The sequence below is a fragment of the Vagococcus sp. CY53-2 genome (assembly GCF_022604695.1).
Classification (GTDB): domain Bacteria; phylum Bacillota; class Bacilli; order Lactobacillales; family Vagococcaceae; genus Vagococcus.
This window is the reverse complement of sequence record NZ_JALAHP010000003.1, coordinates 234,270-260,480: the sequence shown is the minus strand read 5'-3', so window position 1 is coordinate 260,480 and position 26,211 is coordinate 234,270. Positions and strand designations below refer to the sequence as shown.

25 protein-coding genes and 2 other annotated features are annotated in these 26,211 nt (G+C 33.3%); of the genes, 19 read left to right on the top strand and 6 right to left on the bottom strand.

Annotation, left to right across the window (positions count from 1 at the left end):
• Positions 1-50 precede the first annotated feature (50 nt).
• Positions 51-794, top strand: coding sequence for a hypothetical protein (locus tag MN581_RS07160; RefSeq protein ID WP_117973402.1), 744 nt, complete (start codon positions 51-53; stop codon positions 792-794).
• A gap of 21 nt (positions 795-815) precedes the next feature.
• On the opposite strand, the gene MN581_RS07155 is transcribed toward MN581_RS07160, so the two are convergent.
• Genes MN581_RS07155 through proB form a run of 3 tightly spaced genes read right to left on the bottom strand, consistent with a single transcriptional unit; the run spans position 816 to position 5,545 of the window.
• Positions 816-3,437 carry a YfhO family protein gene (locus MN581_RS07155; protein WP_241699502.1) on the bottom strand — a complete coding sequence of 874 codons (2,622 nt, stop codon included), beginning with the start codon at positions 3,435-3,437 and terminating at the stop codon, positions 816-818.
• 29 nt (positions 3,438-3,466) lie between these two features.
• Positions 3,467-4,714, bottom strand: a complete 1,248-nt coding sequence (locus MN581_RS07150) for a glutamate-5-semialdehyde dehydrogenase (protein WP_117973400.1) — start codon at positions 4,712-4,714, stop codon at positions 3,467-3,469.
• A gap of 27 nt (positions 4,715-4,741) precedes the next feature.
• Positions 4,742-5,545 carry a glutamate 5-kinase gene (gene proB / locus MN581_RS07145; RefSeq protein WP_241699501.1) on the bottom strand — a complete coding sequence of 268 codons (804 nt, stop codon included), beginning with the start codon at positions 5,543-5,545 and terminating at the stop codon, positions 4,742-4,744.
• A gap of 245 nt (positions 5,546-5,790) precedes the next feature.
• On the opposite strand from proB, the gene MN581_RS07140 reads away from it, so the two are divergent.
• The 9 genes from MN581_RS07140 (at position 5,791) to MN581_RS07100 (ending at position 15,982) form a co-directional block, all read left to right on the top strand.
• Entirely contained in the window at positions 5,791-7,773 is a 1,983-nt protein-coding gene (locus MN581_RS07140; protein ID WP_241699521.1) for a KUP/HAK/KT family potassium transporter, read from the top strand.
• Between the two features lie 88 nt (positions 7,774-7,861).
• On the top strand, positions 7,862-8,389 hold the full coding sequence (locus MN581_RS07135) for a dUTP diphosphatase (protein ID WP_117973398.1): 528 nt from the start codon (positions 7,862-7,864) through the stop codon (positions 8,387-8,389).
• 109 nt (positions 8,390-8,498) lie between these two features.
• Positions 8,499-9,869, top strand: a complete 1,371-nt coding sequence (radA, locus tag MN581_RS07130; protein WP_117973397.1) for a DNA repair protein RadA — start codon at positions 8,499-8,501, stop codon at positions 9,867-9,869.
• A gap of 20 nt (positions 9,870-9,889) precedes the next feature.
• On the top strand, positions 9,890-10,975 hold the full coding sequence (locus tag MN581_RS07125; RefSeq protein WP_117973396.1) for a PIN/TRAM domain-containing protein: 1,086 nt from the start codon (positions 9,890-9,892) through the stop codon (positions 10,973-10,975).
• 100 nt (positions 10,976-11,075) lie between these two features.
• Positions 11,076-12,551 (top strand): glutamate--tRNA ligase, encoded by a 1,476-nt coding sequence (gene gltX, locus MN581_RS07120; protein WP_117973395.1) that lies wholly within the window; start codon positions 11,076-11,078, stop codon positions 12,549-12,551.
• Positions 12,536-12,746, top strand: a binding site (T-box leader). Its footprint overlaps the gene before it by 16 nt.
• Positions 12,747-12,797: 51 nt before the next feature.
• The gene (gene cysS / locus MN581_RS07115; RefSeq protein ID WP_117973394.1) at positions 12,798-14,216 is read left to right on the top strand and encodes a cysteine--tRNA ligase; all 1,419 of its coding nucleotides are present in this window, start codon (positions 12,798-12,800) and stop codon (positions 14,214-14,216) included.
• Positions 14,213-14,632, top strand: a complete 420-nt coding sequence (locus tag MN581_RS07110; protein ID WP_117973393.1) for a Mini-ribonuclease 3 — start codon at positions 14,213-14,215, stop codon at positions 14,630-14,632. Before cysS ends, MN581_RS07110 begins: the two co-directional genes overlap by 4 nt.
• Positions 14,613-15,428 (top strand): 23S rRNA (guanosine(2251)-2'-O)-methyltransferase RlmB, encoded by an 816-nt coding sequence (gene rlmB, locus MN581_RS07105; protein ID WP_241699500.1) that lies wholly within the window; start codon positions 14,613-14,615, stop codon positions 15,426-15,428. Before MN581_RS07110 ends, rlmB begins: the two co-directional genes overlap by 20 nt.
• Positions 15,429-15,445: 17 nt before the next feature.
• Positions 15,446-15,982 carry an NYN domain-containing protein gene (locus MN581_RS07100; RefSeq protein WP_117973391.1) on the top strand — a complete coding sequence of 179 codons (537 nt, stop codon included), beginning with the start codon at positions 15,446-15,448 and terminating at the stop codon, positions 15,980-15,982.
• Positions 15,983-16,024: 42 nt separating this feature from the next.
• On the opposite strand, the gene MN581_RS07095 is transcribed toward MN581_RS07100, so the two are convergent.
• The 3 genes from MN581_RS07095 to MN581_RS07085 all read right to left on the bottom strand — a co-directional run bounded on the left by MN581_RS07095 (position 16,025) and on the right by MN581_RS07085 (position 18,589).
• Positions 16,025-16,270: a hypothetical protein gene (locus MN581_RS07095; protein WP_117973390.1), complete on the bottom strand. Its 246-nt coding sequence runs from the start codon at positions 16,268-16,270 to the stop codon at positions 16,025-16,027.
• A gap of 130 nt (positions 16,271-16,400) precedes the next feature.
• Entirely contained in the window at positions 16,401-17,117 is a 717-nt protein-coding gene (locus MN581_RS07090) for a DUF4811 domain-containing protein (protein ID WP_117973389.1), read from the bottom strand.
• Positions 17,114-18,589 (bottom strand): MDR family MFS transporter, encoded by a 1,476-nt coding sequence (locus tag MN581_RS07085; protein WP_117973388.1) that lies wholly within the window; start codon positions 18,587-18,589, stop codon positions 17,114-17,116. The genes MN581_RS07090 and MN581_RS07085 overlap by 4 nt, the downstream gene beginning before the upstream one ends.
• 142 nt (positions 18,590-18,731) lie before the next feature.
• On the opposite strand from MN581_RS07085, the gene MN581_RS07080 reads away from it, so the two are divergent.
• From MN581_RS07080 to MN581_RS07040, 9 genes are all read left to right on the top strand, one after another.
• Positions 18,732-19,169, top strand: a complete 438-nt coding sequence (locus tag MN581_RS07080) for a MerR family transcriptional regulator (RefSeq protein ID WP_241699499.1) — start codon at positions 18,732-18,734, stop codon at positions 19,167-19,169.
• 147 nt (positions 19,170-19,316) lie between these two features.
• Positions 19,317-19,859 (top strand): sigma-70 family RNA polymerase sigma factor, encoded by a 543-nt coding sequence (locus tag MN581_RS07075; protein WP_117973386.1) that lies wholly within the window; start codon positions 19,317-19,319, stop codon positions 19,857-19,859.
• A gap of 145 nt (positions 19,860-20,004) precedes the next feature.
• A complete protein-coding gene (locus MN581_RS07070) occupies positions 20,005-20,262 on the top strand; it encodes a Veg family protein (protein WP_117973385.1) in 258 nt (85 codons plus the stop codon).
• Positions 20,263-20,321: 59 nt separating this feature from the next.
• Entirely contained in the window at positions 20,322-20,792 is a 471-nt protein-coding gene (locus tag MN581_RS07065) for a low molecular weight protein-tyrosine-phosphatase (protein ID WP_241699498.1), read from the top strand.
• A gap of 341 nt (positions 20,793-21,133) precedes the next feature.
• Positions 21,134-21,385, top strand: coding sequence for a hypothetical protein (locus MN581_RS07060; protein ID WP_117973383.1), 252 nt, complete (start codon positions 21,134-21,136; stop codon positions 21,383-21,385).
• A gap of 405 nt (positions 21,386-21,790) precedes the next feature.
• Entirely contained in the window at positions 21,791-21,943 is a 153-nt protein-coding gene (locus MN581_RS07055; RefSeq protein ID WP_241699497.1) for a hypothetical protein, read from the top strand.
• A gap of 103 nt (positions 21,944-22,046) precedes the next feature.
• Positions 22,047-22,691, top strand: coding sequence for a redox-sensing transcriptional repressor Rex (locus MN581_RS07050; protein ID WP_117973439.1), 645 nt, complete (start codon positions 22,047-22,049; stop codon positions 22,689-22,691).
• A gap of 77 nt (positions 22,692-22,768) precedes the next feature.
• Complete coding sequence (gene tpx, locus MN581_RS07045) at positions 22,769-23,260, top strand: thiol peroxidase (protein ID WP_117973382.1); 492 nt, start codon at positions 22,769-22,771, stop codon at positions 23,258-23,260.
• Positions 23,261-23,302: 42 nt separating this feature from the next.
• Positions 23,303-23,498: a binding site (T-box leader), on the top strand.
• Positions 23,499-23,555: 57 nt separating this feature from the next.
• On the top strand, positions 23,556-26,198 hold the full coding sequence (locus MN581_RS07040) for a valine--tRNA ligase (protein WP_241699496.1): 2,643 nt from the start codon (positions 23,556-23,558) through the stop codon (positions 26,196-26,198).
• The last annotated feature ends 13 nt before the right edge of the window (positions 26,199-26,211 follow it).

The window sequence follows — 26,211 nt, the reverse complement described above, 5'->3', positions numbered from 1 at the left end:
TATATGGTAAACTAACCATAAAAGAATGTAAGTAATAGGAGTGAAAAATCATGTTGAAAGACAAAAGATGCTGGTTTTTATTATTAAGTACACTATTGCTATTCTTTCTTTCCAGTTGTTCTTCTAATAAGGATAATATAGACGAAATAGCTACTTTATTTGCTAATCGACTTTTATACAATACCGATTTGGACGAATATAAAGAAAAATTTTCTGATAGCAAACGATTTAATGAACGATCAAAAGAAGTTGAAGAAGATTTAGAAAAAAATTTTGCAACAGTTTTTGAACCAATATCAGGAAAATTGTCTCAAAGTGAAAGAGAAGATATATCGAGATCATTAATTGATAAGGTGAGGGAAACAACAAGTTACACATATACTCTTGATGAACAATCAAAAGGTGAGCTTAAAGTGACGTATCATATTAAAGGATTTGATTATGCTCGACTTGTTGCAATGATGATGGCTAAATTATTAGATAATCAAGATAACATTGATATAGGTTCAGTTAATGCGAAACATCTAGTGACGACTGCTTATTACGAATCATTAGAGCAATCAATGAGTATTATAGAACCTATAAGCATTAACATTTACTTTAAAAAAGATGACGATAAAAAGTGGTTAATTAACAATAAGAAAACGGATGGAACGGATATTCAAAATTTGTTATTTGTCTTTATGACAGGAAAAGTTCACGATGAAGATTACGAGAAAAGTATGTTAGAAGAGATTAATCAAATCGTTGCTAGAGAAAAAGAAAAAGATAACAAAACATCCTCTCCAAACTAATGGACAGGATGTTTTGTTACCCTATTTAATTAAAGTCTTTTTTCTTTTTTTTGTTTTCATTAAACGATAGTATAAAATAAATGCTCCTGTAGCACTAATAAAACATATGACACCAATTATAAAGCCTGGAGGTAGGAAACTTAGCTCAATTTCATGGTTACCTTTTGGTACAGTAAATGTCAGAAAACCGTCTTGAAAATCTTTTATGGCTACTTTCTTGTTGTCTATTTTTACTGTCCAACCTTTATCATAAGGGATAGTTGTAAATACAACTTGTTCTTCAGGCGTTTCTACATGAGCTGTGGCTTTTCTACCGTTGACTTTGAAATCCACTCCTTTTGTTTCCATAGATTTAATAGCAGCATCAAATTTAGGAATATCTAGTAAGACAACAGGTGGATTGATTAATTCAATGGTATCTGTACCATAAAAAGAAACTGAGAATTCGACAATGGCATCTTCTTTGAAATACCCTAAATTGTAATATTGACCTGTGATACCAATTTGTGTTTCATAGCTAACGTTTTGCGTAGTAATTTTAGCATTAGAACTTTTTAAATCGCCAAAATTATTTGGAAAAAGGCTAAAGTAAGCTTGTTTACCAGCTGGTACACTGACTTGATATGTGACTACTTTTGCTTCATTTGATTTTTGTTCTTTAATCGCCACACGATTATTTGGTAAATTGGTTATTTGAGCATTTTGTGTACTGACAACTGTTGGATTAGTAAAAGTGTAGTAGACATCATTTAAATCTGCTAACTGGTTAATCAATGTTGTTTGAGCACCTAAATTATCTCTTGCTGGCAGTTTTAATTTATACAAATCATCATTTGTTAGTATCCCTAAAGGTAGAGCATTATCATTTGTATACAGGGTATATTTTCCTTGGCTATTTGTTGGATTGAATCCATATTTTAAGACATCCTGATTGCTGATATTATATTTAATTCCCATTAGACTATCCATTAACAGTGTATTATTTTGATATCGTATGTTTAAACTAGTTCCTCGAGAACGAAATCCTAGTTCATTTAGTAAGGCAGAAGAATGTCTATTTCTAATAGAAGAAAACATGCTAATACCACTATATCCATAATTAAAGCCATCATTGCTTGAGATGGGTGAAAGAGATTCTAAACGACTAAATGATTTTTTATTAGAGTTATTAGCTTTGTCAACTAGTGCTTTATAATCTGGGTAAGGTTCTGAATACAAGCTACGAGAAGCGTAATTCCAATCGTTTAAAATGCCATTTAACATAAAAGATGTATTAATATAAGCTTCACCAGCTACTATTAAAAGAAGCAAAAAGACGAATGTGTGTTTAGGTAACTGATTTCCATAATAAAAATACATGCTTGCTAAATATAATCCTAAAAATAGAATAGTTAGGATATATTGTCCTAGAGTTACATAAGTGTAACTATCTTTACTTGATGCAAAGAAAGCGATAGAAAATAACACTGCTAAAGAAAGGACGATGACAATCATTAAGGGCATATCTGATTTAGAAAATTTTTCCCAACCATAGCCAGCAAGTATGACGACAAGGGATGAAAATAAAAAACTGTATCTAAATAAAAACATGTTAGGAGCATGCATACCATGCCAAAATAAATTAAGAGGTTCAATATAAAAACTTAAAATTAGAATAATAAATAAACCTGCATAAGCTATTTTATTTTTTGTTTTATTTTTTTCGCTACAAAAATAAAAGAGACAAAAAATTAATGGCAATAGCCCGACATAAATAAAAGGAATTGAGCCATATTTTGTGGTATCAAAAACCCCAATCATATTTTTAATCACAATATCCCAAAAAGCCGTTGCTTCTGTTTTAAGATGACCTATAGCAGATAGTGTCTCACCATTAGATCTTAAATCAAATACGGCTGGCAAAATCATCACCATCGAAGCTATCCCAGCTAAGATAGAGGTTGTCAGATAAGGGATGATTCGCTTTTTATAAAAAGATGCGTTTATGGCAACACGAGCAACGAAATAAAGGAACGAAAATAATCCTACCATAAAACCAAAGTAAAAATTAGATACAAATAAAAGAAAGTAAGAAACAAACAGTAAAGCAGATTTTCCCTTATCTAGTATTCGGTTGATACCTAAAAAAATTAGAGGGATGTACATAAAAATATCTAACCACATAATCAACTCAGAGTGTGCGGTTGCAAAAGACATGAGCGAATAACAAATAGCTAATGTAACATGTGATAGATTTGGTAATTTATAAGTTTCTTTTGAGTAGTACCAAAAGGATAATCCAGCTGTTCCTATTTTTAATAAAGTTAATAAATAAAGAGCATCTGGAATATTTTGATTATTAAAAAAGAAAACAATCGGTGTAAAGATACCGCCCAAATAGTAAGAAATAAGAGACCAGTAATTGAGTCCTAAAGAAGCATTCCAAGTATAAAAGATACTTTGTTTACCATGTAAAACGTTGTTAAAACTAGCATGAAAATTAGAAAATTGTGAAAAAGCATCGCTAGCCAAGACACTTCTAGTACTGCCAGGATAAATACCTAAACTTAAATAAACGCCTATCATAACCAAAACTGGGACGATAAAAGCAAGAAGTCCGAATTTACCACTTGTTTTAAATGTTTTTTTCATGTTTGATAACATAGTCGTTTTTTATCCTCCTAGATAAGATTTTAACGTCTAGTTTGACCTTCCCCAAAGATGATATATTTTGTGGTAGTTAATTCATTTAAGCCCATTGGACCTCTAGCGTGTAATTTTTGTGTGCTAATGCCAATTTCTCCACCAAATCCAAATACGCTACCATCAGTAAAGCGAGAAGATGCGTTGACGTAAACAGCGGCTGCGTCAATTTGTTGAATAAATTTTTGAGAGTGCTGATAGCTGTCTGTTACAATCACTTCGGAATGTTTCGTTCCGTAATGGTTAATATGCTGGATAGCGTCATCTAGATTATTGACGATTTTTACTGATAAGATTAGGTCATTAAATTCTGTGGCAAAATCTTCCTCTGTTGCAAGTGTAGCAGAAGGTAGGTAAACCAAAGATGCTTGGTCTACTCTTAATTTAACATGATTGGCTTCAAATTCAGGGGACACCAGTTCAAAAAATTTCTTAGCAATAGTCGCGTTCACTAAAAGTGATTCTGTCGCATTGCATACTGAAGGACGTTGACACTTACCGTTAATTACAATATCTTTTGCCATAGTTAAATTGGCGTGTTTATCAACATATACATGACAGTTTCCAGTTCCAGTTTCAATAACAGGGACAGTGGCATTTTTAACCACAGATTGAATTAAGTTCGCACCACCACGAGGGATTAGAACATCTAGATAATCTGATAATTGCATGAATTTTGTTGCTGTTTCTCTTGAAGTATCATCAATGAATTGAACACAATCTTTTGGAAAATCAACTAACTCTAAAGCCTGTTGAATCGATTGAACAAGTGCTTGATTAGAGTAAAAAGCCTCTTTTCCTCCGCGTAAGATGATGGCATTACCTGATTTTAAAGCAAGAGCTGATGCATCTGTTGTAACGTTCGGTCTTGATTCATAAATCATACCGATAACGCCCAATGGAACTCGTTGTTTTCCAATTAATAAATTATCTTCGTTTCGCCACATATGATCAACTTTTCCTATTGGGTCGTCTAAATCAATAGTTGTCTGAATGTCGTGTTGCATCGTATTAATTCGTTCTTTTGTGAGAAGTAGCCTGTCAATCATGGTTTCAGGAATCCCATTTTTATTAGCTAATTCAATATCTTTTTCATTTGCTGCTAAGATAATTTCCATATCTCTATCTAGCATTTCGATGATAGATTTTAGTGCATTATTTTTTTCTTTTGTTGTGGCATTATTCAAGAAAAAGGCCGATTTAGTTGCTTGTTTACCCAATGTTTCTAATAGTGTCATTTAAAACCCCTCCTTTATAAGTTCTAGTTAATTTGAAAATAGTGTACCTACTTCTTTTCCCTCTAAAATGTCGAATAAAATAGCAGGATCTTTACCGCTAGCTAAAATCATTTGTGATTGATTATCTAACACACGCTTTGCTGCTTTTAATTTGCTTGTCATACCACCAGTTCCAAAAACGCTCCCTTTACCTCTAGCCGCGTCTTCCATCATTTCTGTAATTTCTGTGATATGAGAGTACAGTATAGCATCTGGATTAGTATGAGGATTATCACTATAAAAACCATCAATGTCTGAAAGCATTAGGAGTAAGTCTGCTTGAGCTAATTTACAAACAATAGCAGATAGTTGATCATTATCACCGAATTTTGTTAAGTGATCAAGTTCATCTACGGAGACACTGTCATTTTCGTTTACGATTGGGATAACCCCCATAGTTAATAACTCCTCAAATGTATTAATAACATTTTGTCTACTTGTTGGAAAATCGATGACATCACGAGTGAGTAAGACTTGGGCTGATTGTTGGTGATAAGAAGTAAATCGTTGAGTGTATATCTTGATTAATTCAGATTGACCAATCGCTGCAACAGCCTGTTGTTTAGCGATAGTCTCAGGTCGTTTTTCTAATCCTAATAAGTTCATTCCAACACCAATTGCACCTGAAGAAACCAAGATAACCTCATATCCAAGTTGTCTTAAAGAAGATAAGGTAAAAGCTAATTGATCAATAGCACGTAAATTTATTTCGGAATTGGGTAGAACAAGAGAGCTTGTTCCAACTTTTATAACAAGTCGCTTACTTTTTTTTAATAATGTTTTTCTGCTCAAAATAATCCCTCTTTTTTGTTTAATGGCTATTTTTTAAGTGCCTATGCTTGCTATAATAACGCATTTTTAATTGTGTTTCCACTAATAGAAAATGATTTTTGAAAATTAGTGTTGACTTTAAAAAAAATGAGTATATGATTGTCATGAATACTAACTTTTTAAAGAGAAAAGGAGTGAAAAAGGTGAGTCAAAAATGTAATCCACAAGCAATTGATCGATTTACGCTAGGTGGAACGCTTGTTGCAATGGGAGTTGTCTATGGCGATATTGGTACTAGTCCATTATATGTCATGAAAGCCATTGTTGATGGTAATGGTGGGTTAGAGCATGTTTCAGAAACTTTTATCTTAGGTGCAGTATCACTAGTTTTTTGGACATTAACTTTATTAACCACAATAAAATATGTCATGATTGCATTGAATGCAGATAACCACGGTGAAGGTGGTATTTTTTCACTTTTCACATTAGTTAGAAAAAATAGTCGATATTTATTATATCCGGCTATGCTAGGAGGAGCCACTTTACTGGCAGATGGTATATTAACTCCTGCTGTAACGGTTACAACAGCTGTTGAAGGCCTTCGAGGAATTCCCTCTTTCCATAATGTGTTTGGTGATAGCCAGCAAATCATTGTGATTATAACAGTTATTATTATCTTTTCCCTTTTTATGGTTCAACGTTTAGGTACTAAAAAAGTGGGGACAGCTTTTGGTCCAATTATGTTTGGCTGGTTTACATTCATTGGTTTGATTGGTTTATCTAATTTTATGGGGAATTTATCTGTGATTCGTGCATTAAATCCTTATTATGCTGTTCATCTACTATTCTCTGAAGAAAATAAATTAGGTATTTTAATTTTAGGTAGTGTATTTCTAGCGACAACAGGGGCCGAAGCTTTATATTCTGATTTAGGTCATGCCGGTAGAAACAATATTCGTGTTAGTTGGCCGTATATTAAAGTATGTTTGGTATTAAATTACTTTGGTCAAGCTGCTTGGATTATTCGTGTGAAAGATTTACCGGAATATCAAGATATCGGTATGTTGAATCCGTTTTTTAGAATGATGCCACAATCATTAACTATTATTGGTGTTATCTTTGCAACAGTAGCTGCTATTATTGCGTCACAATCATTGATTTCTGGCTCTTATACATTAGCTTCTGAGGCAATTAAGTTACGTCTATTACCAAGAATGAAAATTATTTATCCGACTGATCAAAAAGGACAATTATATATTCCAGCTATTAATAATATGTTAATGGTGGGTTGTTTAGCCATTGTTTTTGGTTTCCGAACATCTGCTCGAATGGAAGCAGCTTATGGCTTAGCTATTACGATTACGATGTTAATGACAACTATTTTGTTGCTTGTATATTTATTACAAGAGGGAACACCAAAATCTTTAGCGTACCTGATTTTTATCTTTTTTGGAACGATTGAGAGTATCTTTTTTGTTTCTAGTGCATCTAAGTTTATGCACGGAGGTTACGTTGCTTTAGGTATGGCGTTAGTTATTTTCTTGATCATGTTAATTTGGCATCGAGGTAATATGATTACAGAGGCAACATCAAAACGTATCTCTTTATATGATTATAAAGGACAATTAGGTGAGTTAAGAGATGACACGGATTGGCCACAGTTACAAACAAATTTAGTCTTTTTAACTTCTAAAATAAAGGGGCACCTGATTAGTAGAGAAATTATGTATTCAATATTAGACAAAAGCCCAAAACGTGCGAAAGTTTATTGGTTCGTTAATGTCTTTGTGACAGATGAACCGTATACCAAAGAATATTATGTGGATATGATGGATACTGATTATATTGTCAATGTCCAACTTCGTTTAGGATTTAAAATGCCACAGGAAGTTAACGTCTATCTAAGACAAATTGTACATGATTTAATGAACGAAGGAAAACTACCGAAACAACCACAAAAATATTCTATTACACCAGGAAGAGATACAGGAGATTTTTCATTTGTTTTAATACGTGAAGAATTATCCCGTGTAACAGAGTTGAATTGGTTAGATACTTTAGTGATGCAAGCAAAATTAGGAATCAAACGACGAGCAGTTGACCCTGCTAAATGGTATGGGTTGGAATATAGTGATGTGATTACAGAATATGTTCCACTTGTTATTCAACCTAAGCGAAACAAAGTAACATTAAAACAAGTGCCAGTTGAAGAATTTGATGAAGATGATGATGAATTACATAATTTATAAAAGAAAGAGTAAGATTTATTTTTACTCTTTTTATTTGTCTATTTTTCGGTTAGGATTAAAGAAATCAAAAGATAAAGGAAGGTAACACATGAATAAAGTAAGAGGATTTGAAAAAGTATCAACATTTGAGAATATCAATCTACCAAAAAGAGCAACAAAAAATGCAGCAGGATATGATTTTGAATCAGCTGTTGATATTGTGATTCCAAGTATTTGGAAACAAGGAATTGCGAAAGTATTAAAGGCTATATTATCAAAAGAAGATATATTGGTTGATGCTGATATGCAAAAAGAGTTAAAATCAACACTTGTTCCAACAGGTGTGAAATCTTATATGGGGGATGATGAGTTTTTACAGATTGCCAATCGCTCAAGCAACCCGTTAAAAAATTTTTTAGTTTTGACAAATGGTGTGGGAGTTATAGACAGTGACTATTATGATAATCCAGATAATGAAGGGCATATCATGATTCAGCTACTAAACTTTGGCTTAACTGACAAGCAGATTAAAAAAGGAGATCGTATCGCTCAAGGCATTTTTTTACCATTCTTAAAAGCAGACAATGATTTAGTACAAACGCAGAGGACAGGTGGATTTGGGTCGTCTGGTAAATAATTTTCTAAAGAGTCGCAGTTTTTATTAGAATCGGACAATTTATGTTAAAATACGTTTATAAGTATTTTATTTTATAAGGAACTAAAAATTGTAGGATAAGGATGATTTTGTGGCAAAAAAAAAGAGAAATGAGTTTGTTTGTCAAACGTGTGGTTATATCTCTCCAAAGTATCTGGGTCGTTGTCCTAATTGTGGTGAATGGAATACATTAGTGGAAGAAATTTCCTCAGATACCCCCACTAGGCATAGTCGAGTAAGTTTGACGGGTGAAATGAGTAAACCGCAAAAGTTAAAAGAAGTCGCTACACAAAAAGAACGGCGTATAAAAACACAATTAGGTGAATTAAATAGAGTATTAGGCGGGGGGGTTGTTCCAGGCTCAATGGTCTTAATTGGTGGGGATCCTGGTATTGGAAAATCAACACTATTACTACAAGTATCTCAACAACTTAGTCTGTTAAAAGGAAATGTATTATACGTCTCTGGTGAAGAGAGTTCGCAACAGATTAAAATGCGTGCAGAACGGTTGGCTGATGGAACAAATGATTTTTATGTTTATCCAGAAACGGATATGGGTCGCATTAAACAAGTTATCGAGCAATTGACACCAGACTATGTGATTATTGATTCGATTCAGACAATGGTTCATCCGGAAACGGAAAGTGCTGCTGGAAGTGTGAGTCAAGTTCGAGCGAATACGGCTGAGTTGATGCAAATTGCTAAAACAAACAATATTGCCATCTTCATTGTAGGACACGTGACCAAAGAAGGCTCACTTGCAGGGCCACGGATGCTTGAACATATGGTAGATACAGTACTTTATTTTGAAGGAGACAGACATCATACATTTAGAATATTGCGTGCTGTAAAAAATCGTTTTGGTTCAACCAATGAAATAGGTATTTTTGAAATGAGACAAGCTGGTTTAGTGGAAGTGTTAAATCCATCTGAAGCTTTCTTGGAAGAGAGAATTGATGGGGCAACTGGATCAGCGATTGTCTGTTCAATGGAAGGAACGCGACCTATCTTAGCTGAAATTCAATCACTTGTAACGCCATCTGTTTTTGGAAATGCGAAACGAACAGCAACAGGTCTTGATTATAACCGTGTATCACTGATTATGGCTGTGTTAGAAAAACGTGCTGGATTATTATTACAAAACCAAGATGCTTATTTAAAAGCAGTTGGGGGAGTGAAACTTGATGAACCAGCGATTGATTTATCCATCGCAGTGAGTATTGCATCAAGTTACAAAGATAAAGGGACTTCTCCTCAAGATTGTTTTATTGGTGAAATTGGGTTAACTGGTGAAATTAGACGAGTAAATCGTATCGAGCAACGGGTAGGAGAAGCACAGAAATTAGGATTTAGACGAGTCTTTATTCCTATTAATAATCTGCAAGGGTGGACACCGCCAACTGGAATTGAAGTGATTGGTGTTGAAACACTATCTGAAACATTATTTAAAGTATTTTCCTAAGTAAAGGAGGAAAGATAAGTATGCAGAAAAAAATATATGCGATTGTGATGGCTATTGTTGGATTTAGTTTAGGTGTGGCATTATTCCCATTACTATGGAAAGCCACAAATCAAGAAACACTTAGTTGGTTAAATAACGATATTACTAACGGAATTATTGGTGCGATTATTTTTGCAATTATTGCGACTTTAACTGAGCGATACTTAGTATCAGGTTTAAAAAAAATAGAAAAATTTATTACAGAACAAAGTCTATCAGATTTGTTATTCGGAAGTATTAGTACAATTATTGGATTACTCTTAGGGGCACTTATTTCTGTTCCATTTTATTCACTCCCTTTAATTGTTCCGGCAATTATTATGTTAATTACAGGATATTTAGGTTTTAGAGTTGGAACAATGAAAACGGAAGATTTTAAAAAGCTCTTTATGCCAAAATCAAAAAAGGTATCAGAGGACATCTTAGATCGTCGAGTTGATGATTATTTTCATAAATACAAAGTATTAGATACCAGTGTTATTATTGACGGGCGTATTTATGATATAGCTAAAACTGGGTTCATTGAAGGAACATTATTAATTCCAAATTTTGTTTTATATGAATTACAATACATTGCGGATTCAGGGGATAGTATGAAACGCGTTCGCGGACGTCGAGGGTTAGATATCTTAAACGCCTTACAAAAAGAAGAAAATATCTCGGTTGAAATGTATGAAGGCGATTTTGAAGATATTCAAGAAGTTGATAGTAAATTGATTAAGTTAGCTAAATTGTTAGATGGTATTGTCGTGACAAATGACTACAATCTTAATAAAGTCTGTGAATTTCAAAATGTCCCAGTATTTAACATTAATGCCTTGGCAAATGCTGTTAAACCAGTTGTCATACCTGGTGAAACAATGGATGTTGTTGTAATGAAAGATGGAACAGAACGCCAACAAGGTGTAGCATATTTAGATGATGGCACAATGGTTGTGGTTGAAGATGGTAAACACTTTATGAACAAGAAAATAAATGTTATTGTAACGAGTGCATTACAAACGGCTGCTGGTCGAATGATTTTTGCAAAACCAAGTCATTCTCAAACAACGATAAATGCTGACTAATTGTTAAAAAAGTCTTAAGAAAGTGCCTTTACTATTTAAGTAAATGAAGGTAAACTAAAAGCATAGGAAGCGATAATACGTGAACAAGGAAGGTAATACCATGGGAAATAAAGTACGTGTCAGATATGCACCAAGTCCAACAGGTCATTTGCATATAGGAAATGCCAGAACAGCATTATTTAATTATTTATTTGCTCGTCATCATGATGGCGATTTTATTATTCGTATTGAGGATACAGATCAAAAACGTAATATTGAAGACGGAGAAAAAAGTCAGTTAGATAACTTAGCATGGCTAAATATTGACTGGGATGAGTCACCTGATAAACCAGGTGAATATGGTCCTTATCGTCAATCCGAAAGAAAAGATATTTACCAACCATTAGTTGATCAATTATTAGCAAGTAACTTGGCTTACAAATGCTACTGTACAGAAGAAGAATTAGAAGCAGAACGTGAAAGCCAACGTAGCCGTGGTCAAATTCCACGTTATAATGGAAAGTGTGCTCATTTAACACCAGAACAACAAGCAGCAAAAGAAGCTGAAGGTATCACACCAGTGGTTCGTTTTAGAGTACCAAAAGGCGAAGAATACACATTTGATGACATTGTAAAAGGAAACATTACATTTGAATCTGATAGTGTAGGTGGCGATTTTGTCATTTTAAAACGTGACGGGATGCCGACGTATAACTTTGCCGTAGCCGTGGATGATCATTTGATGAAAATTACGCATGTTTTACGTGGGGATGATCATATTGCAAACACACCCAAACAATTAATGATCTATGAAGCTTTCGGTTGGACACCACCAAGATTTGGTCATATGACATTAATCATTAATACAGAAACAGGTAAAAAACTAAGTAAACGTGATGAAACGATTCTACAATTTATCGAACAATACCGTGAATTAGGTTACTTACCAGAAGCAATGTTTAACTTTATCAGTTTATTAGGTTGGTCTCCAGTTGGTGAAGAAGAAATCTTTAGCCAAGAAGAATTGATTAAAATCTTTGATGCAGATCGTTTAGGTAAATCACCTGCAGCCTTTGATAACAAAAAACTTGAATGGATTAGTAACCAATACATGAAACAACTTGATAGAAAAACAATGGCAGAAATGGCCTTACCTTATTTAATTGAAGCAGGATTAGTAGAAGAAAATCCAACCGCTGAAAAACAAGCTTGGGTTGAAGAATTAGTGAGTCTTTACCAACCACAAATGAGTTATGCAAAAGAAATCGTTGAATTATCAAGTTTATTCTTTAATGATACATTGTCATTTGATGAATCTGCTAAAGAAGTCCTATCAGATGAACAAGTGCCAGAAGTATTAGAAGCATTTAAAACTCAATTGAAAGAATTAGAAGAATTTGATGTTCCGACTATTAAAAAAGCGATTAAAGCTGTACAAAAAGAAACAGGAGCTAAAGGTAAAAAATTATTTATGCCAATTCGTGTAGCAGTCAGTGGACAAATGCATGGTCCAGAATTAGCAGAAACGATTCTTTTATTAGGTAAAGAGCAAGCAACAGAACATATTAATTTAGCATTAAAAGAAATACAAGGATAAGAAAAGTAAGTGATAAATTGTCTTTAGAGAGCTTGTGGTGGGTGCGAACAAGTGTTAATTTATCAGTGAAGTGCCTCTTTGAGTAGGATAAGTGAAGTAAGTAGCTTGTCTCGTGTGATAGACGTTATGTTATCAAAAAGATTCACTGTATCAAGTGAATGAAGAAAAGTGGAACCACGTGAGAACGTCTTTTAACAAACAATTTGTTAAAAGACGTTCTTTTTTATCTATGAGAGGAGCAAGTATATGGGAATACAGATATATAATACATTAAGTCGAAAAAAAGAAAATTTTGTACCAATTAAACCAAATGAAGTGAGCATGTATTTGTGCGGTCCGACTGTTTATAATTACATTCATATAGGAAATGCTAGAAGTACAGTCGCTTTTGATACAGTTAGACGTTATTTTGAGTTTAGAGGATATAAGGTTAATTATGTCTCAAACTTTACAGATGTGGATGATAAAATCATTAAGACGGCTAACCAAGAAGGAATTTCAACGAAAGAATTAGCAGATAAATATATAGAGGCTTTTAAAGAAGACACGGGTAAATTAAACGTGCAACCAGCTTGCTTGCACCCACGTGTCGTTGACCATATTGATGATATCATTGACTTTGTTTCTGTTTTAATTGATAAAGGTTATGCTTACGAGTCACAAGGAGATGTGTATTACCGCACACGACTATTTAAACCTTATGGAAAGTTAAGTAATAAAAGCATTGACGAATTGGAAATTGGGGCTAGTCAAAGAACTGGTGATGAATCAGCTAAAAAAGAAGATCCATTAGATTTTGCTTTATGGAAAGAAGCAAAAGAGCATGAGGTTTCATGGGATTCTCCATGGGGAAAAGGCCGTCCAGGATGGCACATTGAGTGCTCTGTGATGGCAACAAAACATTTAGGTGATACAATAGACATCCACGCAGGTGGTCAAGACTTAGAATTTCCTCATCACGAAAATGAAATTGCTCAAAGTGAAGCAAAAACTGATCAGACATTTGCTCATTATTGGATGCATAACGCTTATTTAACAGTCGGTGAATCAGGTGAGAAAATGAGTAAATCACTTGGTAACTTTATTACCGCACATGATTTGATGAAAGACGTGTCACCAGAAGTGGTACGTTTCGCTTTGTCAACGACACATTATCGTCGACCAATGCCTTTCAATGAAACAACAATTAAAGAAGCAACGACTAATTTAGGACGTATTAAAAGTAGTTACAATAATGCGAGTTTCCGATTAGAAACGTCAGTTGATTCTTTAGAAAACGATCATGATTGGTTAAAAGAATTATCTACTTTGATGATGGAATTTGTTACAGAGATGGATGATGATTTTAATGCCGCAAATGGTATTACAGTAGTTTATCAGTTAGTGAAACACTTAAATCGTTACTTAGAAGAAGAGACGGTTTCTAAAGAAGTTATATCTGCCTATCAAGAAACGCTAGAAAAATTAGTGCTTATTTTTGGTATTGAACTAGCTAGTAGCGAGGATTTATTAGATGAAGATATTGATGCGTTAATTTCTGAGAGAAATACGGCACGTAAAGAAAAAAACTTTGCTAGAAGTGATGAGATACGTGATTTATTAAAAGAACAAGGGATTATTTTAGAAGATACCCCTCAAGGAACAAGATGGAGTAGAAGTGAATGACAAATGAAAAAGATTATACCTTACTAAGTGGATTAACTCTTGCTTACGTGGGGGATGCTATATATGAAACATACATCCGTGATTATTTAGTGAAAAGTGGGCAAACTCGCCCGAATCAATTACACCGTTTAGCAACACACTATGTATCAGCCAAAGCGCAACATTATTTGATTGAACAAATGATGGAACAAGGACTTTTAAATGATGAAGAACAAGATATGTATCGACGTGGCCGCAATGCCAAAAGCCACACAAGTGCCAAAAATACGTCGGTTGCTGTGTACCGATCATCTACAGGTTTTGAAGCATTGATGGGATATTTACACCTAACAGAACAAAAGAAACGTTTAGAAGAAGTCATTGCATGGTGTATTCAAACAATAGGAGAAAAAAATAATGAGAAAACCACAAAATAAACGCAAACCAGACAGACAACGCCCAAAATTTGATAAAAAACATCAACAAGAAGCAGATGTACCAACACCAGAAATGGATGATGTGGTGTTAGGAAAACATGCGACAATAGAAGCGCTGCAAGCTAATCGAGGGAATAAACTATTTTTACAAGAAGACATTAAAGGAAATAAAATTGAAGAAATTAAACAGTTGGCTCAAGAAAAAATAGTTTCTATCAAATGGGTACCAAAATCTAAATTAGATGAAATGGTAGATGGATTAAATCATCAAGGGATTGTCTTAAAAATCACCCCATATGAATATCTATCGTTATCAGAATTATTGGAAAAAACAAAAGAAAAAGAAAATCGTTTTTTCTTAATTTTAGATAGTATTATGGATCCACATAATTTAGGTTCTATTTTACGGACAGCTGATGCGGTAAATGTTGATGGCGTTATTATTCCAAAACACCGTGCAGTTGGTGTGACACCAGTTGTGGTTAAGACGTCTACAGGAGCAGTAGAGCATATTCCCATTTCACGTGTGACAAATTTATCTCAAACAGTGAAAGAGCTTAAAAAAGAAAATATTTGGGTATTTGGAACCGATATGGAAGGGACAGACTACACCCACTGGAATGTTTCAGGAGACATTGCTTTAATTATTGGTAATGAAGGAAAAGGTATGGGACAAGCGCTCAAAAAAGAGGTCGATGAAATGATTACTATTCCAATAGAAGGTCACGTACAAAGTCTAAATGCGAGTGTTGCAGCTGGCTTGTTAATGTATGAAGTATACAGAAAGAGAAGATAAACAATGGAGGGCATCATATGACACGAAAATTAAAACATCAAGTCCTTTTTGTCGATGGTTATAATATGATTGGTGCTTGGCCTGAATTAAATCGCTTAAAAAAGCTAGATAAATTAGGAGATGCGAGAGATCAGTTATTATTTATTCTATCGAATTATGCTAAATATAAAGGAATCGAAATCATCGTTGTATTTGATGCCCAACTTGTTCCAGGTATTCAACAGACGTATGATAAGTATGGTTTAACAGTTATTTTTACAAAAGAAGAAGAAACAGCAGACACATACATTGAACGGGAAGTTCCCAATAAAATGAATGCTTTATCAACTGTTCGTGTAGCAACAAGTGATTTGGCAGAGCAGTGGGTGGTTTTTTCTCAAGGTGCGTTACGTGTTTCAGCAAGGGAACTGTTTAATTCAATTAAAGAAATGGAAAAAGAAATTAAAACTGATACACAAGATTATAAGTACCAAAATTTAAGACGAAATAGTCCATGGAATCAAGAACAAGTTCAAACATTAAAAGAATTATTTGATGAGTTAATGTATCATTAAACAAAATGACCCGTTACCTTTATTATGGTAACGGGTCATTTTTTATTTTTTGGCAGAACGCATAAGTGAATCAAACGTTATTTTAACCAAATATAATATACCAGTTGCGACTGAGCCAGTAAAAAGAATACTAGATACGTCTGCAAAAAAGTTTTCTAATTGTGGGTGAGCAAATAAGCCAATCAAATAAAAAATAATGCTTAAACTAAGTAAAATAACAGCAAATAAAAAAATAATAGCATTAACAGTTAATTGTTTGTTTTCTTGATTATTAAAAAATTTTTTCATAATATATCTCCTTTAACAATATGATTTTTATTATCATAATATAGATTTCAATTTGAAGTAAAGAGGAAAAATTAAATCGTAATAGACCAAAAAAGGACGATTATCTGTTTAAAGATAATCGTTCTTTTTTTTATTTGGTTATGTCTTTAATCATATCAGACATTATTTTTCGTTGATATTCTGCTGCATAGGCTTGTGATAACTTAGATTGTTTGTCTTTATTTGTTGCTAAAGTAGGATCTTTAGCGATAGATTCTTTTAATCTAGAAGAAACATAGTTTGTCATTTCGATTTCTAATGAGTCTTTTTTACTAGCCATCTCTTCTCCAAGTTTTTTTGCTTGATCTGTGCTTAACTCTAACCAGTCTTTTGGAATGTAGAAAATATTTTCTTTTGAAATATATTCCCTGTTATTACCAGACATACCAAAAAGCATTTGATACATAGAGCTTTTATATACCCAACGAGTAGTCTCAGTTTTCAGTAAGGCTTTATTATCGTCGCTTGTTTTAACAATATTGGTTACATGGTTAGTCCCAGTTTGGGTAAGTTTTTTTTGAGAGGGGTTTGTTTTATATAAATAAATTTTTTCATCACTAGTTCCTAATGGTTGATAAAGTAATATATTCATTTGGTCATTGTCAGTTGAACTTACAATAGAAATTTCTTTTAGTGTTTTTTCTTCTTTCATCCCAAAATGATGTGAATAGTTCATTCCCATTAGAGTGATACTTCCAATAAATAAGATCCCAAATACGACAGCCAAGGTATAGTGCCATGTTGATTTGGCAAAAATAAATGTAAAGGCAAATAATAAGGCGCTAAGAATAACTAAGATAACTATCATGAGATAACCTCCTGACTTTGAGCAGTTTTTTTGATGTTTTCATGAATGAAGAAAGTAATCAATAAACCTATTATTCCAAATAGAACTGCTACTAAAAATGCAGCATGATAACCTGTTAAAGTGGCATTAGTTGCTAATTCCTTGTACTCAAGAGGCGCTGATTTTAAAAGTGATTTATCAGGTAAAGCATTCTTAGTTTTATTTGTAAGAACACTGATTAAAATAGCCGTTCCAACAGAACTAGCAACTTGACGTAGTGTACTATTAACAGCTGTTCCATGTGTAATGAGATGTTTTGGTAAAGAGTTCATACCTAGTGTAGTGAGAGGCATCATTACCATAGAAATACCAAACATACGTACCGCGTATAACGTCATAATATAAATTACAGGAGTTGTTTCAGTTAGGAACATAAAAGGAATTGTCGCACTTGTCAGTAAAAACATTCCCATGATACCTAAACGTTTTGCTCCATGTTTATCAAAAATACGACCAGTTACGGGCATCATAATTCCCATAACTAATGCGCCAGGGAGTAACATTAAACCAGAGTGAAAAGCTGATTCACCTCGAATATTTTGAATATATAAAGGTAAAACCATTTCGGCTCCAATCATTGCCATATTAGCTAAACTTGCAAGTATGGTAGCAATCGTATAAGTTTTTGATTTAAATACTCTTAGCTCTAAGAAAGGAGTCTCGATAGTTAATTGTCTCCAAGTGAAAATAATTAAAGTAATGACGCCGACTGCTAAAAAGCTTAATACTTTAGTACTACCCCATCCATCATTTCCAACACTAGAAAATCCATAAAGTAGTGAACCAAACCCTAAAGTAGATAAACAAATAGATAACACATCAATAGCAGGATTTGATAACTCCAATACGCTTTTCATTGCAAAAAACGACAAAATAATAACTAATAAAACAATAGGAATAACCATATAAAATAAATCACGCCAGACATAATGATCAATGATATAGCCTGAAAGAGTTGGCCCTAAAGCAGGAGCTAGCCCAATAACAATACCAGCGCCACCCATGGCCGCTCCACGTTTTTCAGGTGGGAAAATATTTAGCATAATGTTTTGCATTAAAGGCATAGATACGCCAACACCAGCAGCCTGAACGAGTCTACCAGTCAGTATCATGGAAAAAGTTGGTGCAATCGCACAAAGAATGGTCCCGACTAAGAAAATACTCATAGCCCCAATATATAAATTTTTTGAATTAAATTTATTCATTAACCAAGCTGATATAGGAATCATAATCCCATTAACTAATAAAAATCCAGTTGTGAGCCATTGAATGGTAGCAGCAGATACATCGAATTCTTTCATTAAAGTTGGAAAGGCTGTTGTTAGTAAAGTTTGATTTAAAACAGTACAGAAAGTTCCAATTAAAAGTACCGAAACGAGTAAGCTGCGTTTATATGTGTTCCCATGAATATCAACGGGTTGTAAGTTTTCCATATAATAATCCTCCTAAAAATTATTTTTATAACAGTAAAACAATATACACGTCTCTGACGCCATTGTCAACAATGTTGACACATCTGTTAAGTGCGTGTATATTGATGTAGTTAACCTTTTTATGGAAAGTAGGGTAATTATTATGGTATCTAAATTTAAAGACTGGATAGAACAAGAAGATATTCGTATGGGAATCAGTGAATTAACAAAAAAAACTGAGACAACGACTAGACAGTTAAGATATTGGGAAAAAAAAGGATACATCCAATCCATTCAGCCGGATCCTAATAGCCCAAGGTCATATAAGCTAAGTGAGATTATTAAAGTAGAACTGATTAAAGAATATCTGGATAGTGGATATAAATTGTCCATGGCACATGAAAAAGCAATGGCGAAATTATCTAAAATGCAACGATTTCGTGACGTTTTTTCAAATTACTTTAAAGATGCTAAAATTTTAGATGATCAGTATGAAATATTTACAATTGGTCCATTTAGTGAGACAAATGAAAAAATAACTATTAAGCATGATTCAGTTAATAATACATTAAGTTATGAAATAAAAAAAATAGAGGAATAATATGGATGAATAGCTCTAAAAATATCTAAATGATAACAAAAAATTCATATTTTTTTAATAAAAATAACAAATTATTATAAAATAAGGGGTGTTATAATAACAAGGAGGAGAGATAACGCTTTCAAAAGAATAAGGAGATTTATGATTATGAGAGAAGATATTTTTGACTTATTAAAGGAACGTGCCGTAAAGGGATGTTCCTATTCGTTTGACTATATTTTTGAAACATACAAACCTATTGTTTATCGTTCGAAGAAAGTATATCATTTATACCATTATGAGACAGATGATTGGTTGCAAGAAGGAAGAATCGTATGTTTCAAGTCCTTACAAACATATGACGTTAAACGAGGAGCAACGTTTGGTAGTTACTTTCGAATGAATTTTAAAAATCATATATTTTCATTGATAAGGAGACAAGAAGCTCATAAAAGAAGAGTAGATAAAGAGTGCATCACTTGTGGAGGGGATATTGACATGGTATCTCATGTGATTGAAAATCGCCCACTAGAAACCATCAAATATATATTTTATAAAGAAAATGTGTTTCTTTTTGCAGAATCATTATCTGATTATGAACGTCAAGTGTTCGTAAAATATACATTAGAACAGGAATGTAAGATGTTAAAAGAAAAAAGAGCCTTAACTCGAATTAAGAAAAAGTTTGTTCATCACTATATTAACTCATAAAAAAATAAAAGTGCTTATCTCTCTTATTAAAAATGTTTAATTATTCTTTGAAAAAATGAAAATACTATTGATAAATAAAAACGATTATGGTAAAATTTGTCTTTTTTGTTCGTCTATGATATACTTGACGTAAGAGGTGAATAAAATGTCTTTAAGTATCTCCACCATAAAAGAAGAATTAGAACATAAAGTCGGTAGTAGAATAAAGTTAGTCGCTCAAACGGGTCGTAAAAAGCAGACTGAGCGTCATGGAGTATTAGCTGAGTTATATCCATCAGTTTTTATTGTACAACTAGATCAAGATGAAAATGCTTTTGAACGTGTGTCGTATAGTTATACAGATATTTTAACACATTCAGTAGAAGTATTATTTCATGAAAATGAAGAAGAATTAATAGGATAAGAAAGATATAGAGCCTAGTAGACCTGAGGCTTTTTATTTTTGAATAAGGGGGACAAAGGATGAAAAAAGTATTATTTGTTTGTTTAGGTAATATTTGTCGTTCACCTATGGCAGAGGTAATATTTAAAGATAAGGTAAAAAATAAAGGGTTGTTTGATGTTATTGAGGTTTCTTCCAGAGCAACTGGGAGCTGGAATGATGGAGACGCTCCACATAAAGGCACACAAGAGAAATTGAAAGAAGTCGGTTTATCATGTGAGGGATTACATGCTCAAAAAATTTCTTCTGATGATTTTCATCAGTTTGATTACATTATAGGAATGGATGAAAATAATATTCGAGATTTAGAAGGATTATCACCTGATATTGAATCATTACATAAAATTCATTTATTATTATCAGAAGAAGTTGGATTGGATAAAAAAATGATACCAGATCCTTATTACACCGGAGATTTTGATTTAACTTATGAGTTGATAAATAAGGGAACAACAAAATGGTTAGAAAAAATTGAACAGGAAATGAGTTAATTTTGTCAAATAGTATAAAATAAAAAGAGTTAGGAGCTAAACGTTACTAACTCTTTTTATTTTGATCTTAATGAGATAGTTTGTGAAAAATTCATAAGTATAGACAACATGATTATAAATAGGTCAAAATTTTGTTTCAATAAAATAAAAGATGACGATACTAATATGGGATAAATTAGAAACTTGTGTACAATAAGATTCATTGGTGATAAATGAGCTGGACTTTTATTTTTAGTCAATTTTTGGTTACCTTTTTAGTTATTTTTGAACATTAAACAAATTAAAAGCACCATATACTCATTTTGTAAGTAACAATAAATTCAAAAAAGGGGCATATAAGGATGACTAATAAAATACAACCAGAAAATTTAAATAATATAAAATTAAAAAAGAAACGTAAAAAAAGAAAACATAGACAATCATCTAGTCAGTCCATCTGTTCAACTAACGTCATAAAAACTGGGAAAATAGTCGTTAAAAAACGATTGAGTATAGCAGCTATTTTAGTTGCTATTTTAAGATTAAGTACAACAGCAACAGTCGTTGCTTTAGATCGTCACAATGCTCATCAGGAGGAAATAAAAAAGAATTAGCCTACGTTTCTTTTATAAATGATGTCTATCTTTATCAACTAAATTTGGTTAATTTATGAAGTGAATTAAATGATAAATCTATTAAATTACAGTATCCAATTTTTTATGATATTGTATCCCAGAGTTTAAAAGAATTAGAAATAAATACTCCTTGGATTCGTTTTTATGCCCCTTTATTGATTAGTCGAGCCTTTAGGTATTGTAATTATAAGGTATTTGAGAGTCTTACTAAAATTAAAGCTGTTTCAATCGTGGTCTCGACAACTTTAGAGAAAAATCATGCCAAGATTTTAAGCTATATTTTAAAATTGAACATTTCAAGCTAAAATTAAAATTGTAGGATTAGAATATGAAAAGACATTATTTAATAGTAAAGAAACAAGAGATTCTTTGAATAAAGTAGATATGGTGATAACGAACCATCTCTTTTATCACGACTTAGAGAATGTAATTATTGTAGATGACGTTATTGAAAATAATCGATTAGAAGCTATTAAACGTTCAATAGATAGTATATTAATGAAAAATATCGAAAATACTGAACAAGGTTTGGAATAATATTGCTGGATAGTCATTGAAAAAGATTGTGAAAAATGATACACTAAATGTGAAAATAATCACAATTCTTTAGGAGGGATGGACTGTGGAAGAACACAAAAATATGAAAATGGTCCCTAAAGCAACAACAAAACGTATTCCACTTTATTTTAGGTATTTAAAAACATTAGATGAAACAGGTGTAAAACGTATTAAATCAAACGAGTTTAGTAAAATGATTCAAATTCCATCAGCAACTATTAGGCGAGATTTTTCTCACTTTGGGGAGTTGGGACGAAGTGGCTATGGTTATGATGTGCCATACTTAATAGAAGTTTTTAGTGAGATATTAAAAACAGATATTGAAAAACGCATTGCATTAGTTGGATCTGGAAATTTAGGTAAAGCATTAATAAAAAATAATTTTAGACGAGATACAAATTTAAATATTGTGGCGGCATTTGATGCAAATCCTGAAATTGTTGGTGAAAAAATTAATGGAATTGTTGTAAAAGATATGAGTGAGTTAAAAAACATTGTAAAAAAAGAAGGTATTACAACAGTTATTATGACTGTGCCTAGTAGCAAAGCACAACAAGTAATTGATGAGGTTGTTGAAGCTGGAGTGACGGCTATTTTAAATTTTGCTCCTAAGCGGTTAAAAGTTCCCTCACATGTTCAAGTGCAATACATTGATTTAACGACGGAGTTACAAACGTTGATCTATTATGATGAAAATTACAATCATGCAAACCTTGATTTAATCTAGTTTTTCCAAGCATCTATTTTGTGTATTTAACTTTATTTCACTATAATGAAGGAAAGTTAAATAAAGGATGTGTCAACATGGAAGTATTATTAAAAGGTAACCCAGTTGAATTAGTAGGAACACCACCAAAAGCGGGAGAAAAAGCTCCAACATTTAGTTTAAAAGATTTGTCAGATAATGTAATCTCATTAGAGGAATTAAAAGGAAAACCAGTTATTATTAGTGTGGTACCTGATATTGATACTAGTGTTTGTGCACTACAGACAAAACACTTTAATAAAGAAGCAGCAACAATTAAAGACGTATATTTTTTAACGATTTCAAATAACACAAAAGAACAATTAGCTAATTGGTGTGCAGCTGAATCAGTTGACATGACCATGTTAAGAGATGAAGAAGGTGTGGTTGGAAAAGAATATGGTATTTTAATTCCATCAATTAATCGTTTAGCACGCTCAATTTTTGTGTTAGACAAAGATGGCGTCATTACATATGAAGAAATCGTACCAGAAGTATCAAGTGAACCAAATTATGTTAAAGCATTAGAAGCTGCAAAAGCGTTAATCTAAGTTTGACGAAATGATGCTATCAAGGTAAAATGAATGGCATAAACAACCATAAAGAATAGGAAGAGTAATACTTGGATATGTTGCAGAAAGAAAATCCATTGGCTGAAAGGTTTTCCATTTAAAAGTATGAAGGTAGCCTAGGAGTGGGAACCGTATTGTCAACGTTATATGACCTAGAGAGATAAGCGTATTCGTATGCTTATAAGATAGGTGGTACCGCGAGATAATCGTCCTAAAGTTAGAAATAACTTTAGGGCTTTTTGTTTTGAAAAATAAAAAATAAGGAGAAATGTATATGACAGATGAACAACAAAACTTAGCGCCAAAGTTTGACCCAAAAGCTGTTGAAAAAGGGCGTTATAAAAAGTGGCTAGAAAAAGATTTATTTAAACCAAGTGGGGATGAAAGTGCACCAGCGTATTCTATTGTCATACCACCACCAAACGTGACAGGAAAACTTCACTTAGGTCATGCATGGGATACGACACTGCAAGATATGATTATTCGTCAAAAGAGAATGCAAGGCTTTGATACATTATGGTTACCTGGTATGGACCATGCTGGGATTGCAACTCAAGCGAAAGTTGAAGAAAAATTACGTGGTGAAGGTGTGTCACGATATGATTTAGGTCGTGAAAAATTCATCGAAACGACGAAAGAATGGAAAGAAGAATATGCCGGACATATTCGTGAGCAGTGGGCAAAATTAGGATTATCTTTAGACTATTCAAGAGAGAGATTTACTTTAGACGATGGACTATCTGATGCGGTGAAAAAAGTGTTTGTGACACTTTATAATAAAGGCCTTATTTATCGTGGTGAGTACATTATTAATTGGGACCCACAAGCAAAAACCGCTTTATCTGATATCGAAGTCATTCATAAAGACATCGAAGGCGCGTTTTATCATATGTATTATCCATTAGCTGATGGCAGTGGAAAATTAGAAATTGCGACAACACGTCCAGAAACCATGCTTGGGGACACAGCTGTTGCCGTTCACCCTAAGGATGAACGTTATCAACATTTAATTGGTAAAACAGTGATTTTACCATTAGTGGATAAAGAAATTCCGATTGTCGCTGATGATTATGTTGATATGGAATTTGGAACAGGTGTCGTAAAAATTACACCAGCCCATGACCCTAACGACTTTGAGGTGGGTAATCGTCATGATTTACCTCGTATTAACGTGATGAATGATGACGCGACAATGAATGATTTAGCTGGTAAATATGCCGGTATGGATCGTTTTACTACACGTAAAGCAGTCATTAAGGATTTAGATGAGTTAGGACTACTTAAAGGCGTTGAAAAAATGACTCATAGTGTTGGTCACTCTGAGCGAACTGGAGTCGTGGTTGAGCCAAGATTATCAACGCAATGGTTTGTTAAAATGGCGCCACTTGCGAAAAATGCTGTTGAAAACCAAGCAACAGATGACGCCGTTGATTTTTATCCACCACGTTTTAATCAGACATTCTTAACATGGATGGAAAATGTACATGACTGGGTAATTTCTCGTCAACTTTGGTGGGGACATCGTATTCCAGCTTGGTATCATAATGAAACAGGCGAAGTTTATGTTGGAGAAGAAGCACCTAAAGACGTTGAAAACTGGCATCAAGATGAAGATGTATTAGATACTTGGTTTAGTTCAGCTCTTTGGCCATTTTCAACAATGGGTTGGCCTGATACGGAGTCACATGACTTCAAACGTTATTTCCCAACGAATACATTAGTGACTGGTTATGACATTATTTTCTTCTGGGTAAGTCGTATGATTTTCCAAAGTTTAGAATTTACTGAAGAACGACCATTTGAAAATGTGTTGATTCACGGATTAATTCGTGCGGAAGATGGACGTAAAATGAGTAAATCTCTTGGTAATGGTATCGACCCAATGGATGTCATTGATCAATACGGAGCAGACGCGTTGCGTTGGTTCTTATCAAATGGCTCTACACCAGGTCAAGACATGCGTTTTAGTTATGAAAAAATGGATGCTGCTTGGAACTTCATTAATAAAATTTGGAATGCCTCTCGTTTTGTATTAATGAACGTTGAAGGCATGACATATGATGATATTTCTCTTGATGGTGATAAAACTGTTGCAGATAAATGGATTTTAACTCGACTAAATGAAACGATTGAAAAAGTAACGAACTTCTTTGACCGTTTTGAGTTTGGGGAAGCCGGTCGTCATTTATACAACTTTATTTGGGATGATTTCTGTGATTGGTATATTGAGATGAGTAAGGAAGTCCTTTACGGAGAAAATGAAGAACAAAAACAAATGACTCGTAGCATTTTAGTACATGTATTAGATAACATTTTACGTTTACTACACCCAATCATGCCATTTGTGACAGAAGAAATTTGGGAAAAAATTCCACATCAAGGTGAATCAATTGTAGTGGCAGCTTATCCAACTGTCAATGAAGCTTGGACAGATGAACAAGCGGCAGAAGGTATGGAAGTATTAAAAGAATTAATCCGCTCAGTTCGTAATATTCGCTCAGAAGTGAATGCACCAATGTCTAAGCCAATTACATTGTTAATCAAAACATCAAAAGATTCAGTTAAAGACTTCTTTGAAGCAAATACTAATTATATCGAACGTTTCTGTCATCCAGAAGTGTTAGAAATTAAAGAAGAATTTGATGTACCAGATTTAGCCATGAGTGCAGTGATTACTGGAGCTGAAATCTATTTACCATTAGAAGATTTAATCAATATTGACGAAGAAATTGCTCGTTTGGAAAAAGAGTTGGATAAGTGGACGTCAGAAGTAGCACTTGTTGAGAAGAAATTAAGCAATGACCGTTTTGTTTCAAATGCACCAGAGGCTGTTGTTGCAGCAGAACGTGAGAAACAAAAAGATTACTTAGAAAAACAAGCCTCTGTAAAAGAAAGACTGGCTTCTTTGAAAAAATAAATAAAGGTGGCTG